Below are 581 nucleotides of genomic sequence, written 5' to 3'. Positions count from 1 at the left end.
GGTCGTACTCGTTCTCGTCCAACCTGATAGTTGCTACGATTTACTATTGCGCCTCCAGTGTAAAGCCGATTTTGAGGGTCACCTGATAGTGAGCGATCTTGCCGTCCTTGATGTGGCCTCGGGTTTCGACGACTTCAAACCAGTCCATGTTTCGAATCGTCTTGCTGGCCAGTTCGACCGCGGTGTTGATCGCGTCCTCGATGCTGGTCTGAGACGAGCCGACGATTTCGAGAATCTTGTAGACGTGATTTTTCATTTCTGGTCCTCCAGGCCGGTTGCGTCCCCGATGCACTAACCAAATGCGCCCGAACTGGTTCCTGATGACCCGACGGGCAAATCACTTCGGAATTACAGAAACCAAAAGTCAAGCCTCAAAATAAAAAATATTTCGCTTTTGCAGAAGTGAAAATCAGTTTATATCTTCGCCCATCCCGTCCCGCCAGAGGGGCGTATCATGATCGTCACGATCGTTGGGACGGGTCGCGGTGGACGCTGGTAGCGCCGATAACGAACGGCACGAGAGCGTACGGCAAAGGCGTGTGGTCCTGACGTCGCGGTGCTGGCGTCAATGCACCTGGAGG

1 protein-coding gene is annotated in these 581 nt (G+C 53.4%); it reads right to left on the bottom strand.

Annotated features, from left to right (window positions below; all coding sequences use genetic code 11):
* Positions 1 to 43 precede the first annotated feature (43 nt).
* Complete coding sequence (locus ACSQ84_RS35960) at positions 44 to 256, bottom strand: dodecin (RefSeq protein WP_436210921.1); 213 nt, start codon at positions 254 to 256, stop codon at positions 44 to 46.
* Positions 257 to 581 lie beyond the last annotated feature (325 nt).

This window comes from Bradyrhizobium sp. LjRoot220, from assembly GCF_964252915.1.
Taxonomy (GTDB): Bacteria; Pseudomonadota; Alphaproteobacteria; order Rhizobiales; family Xanthobacteraceae; genus Bradyrhizobium.
This window is presented reverse-complemented; position numbering and strand designations above follow the sequence as displayed.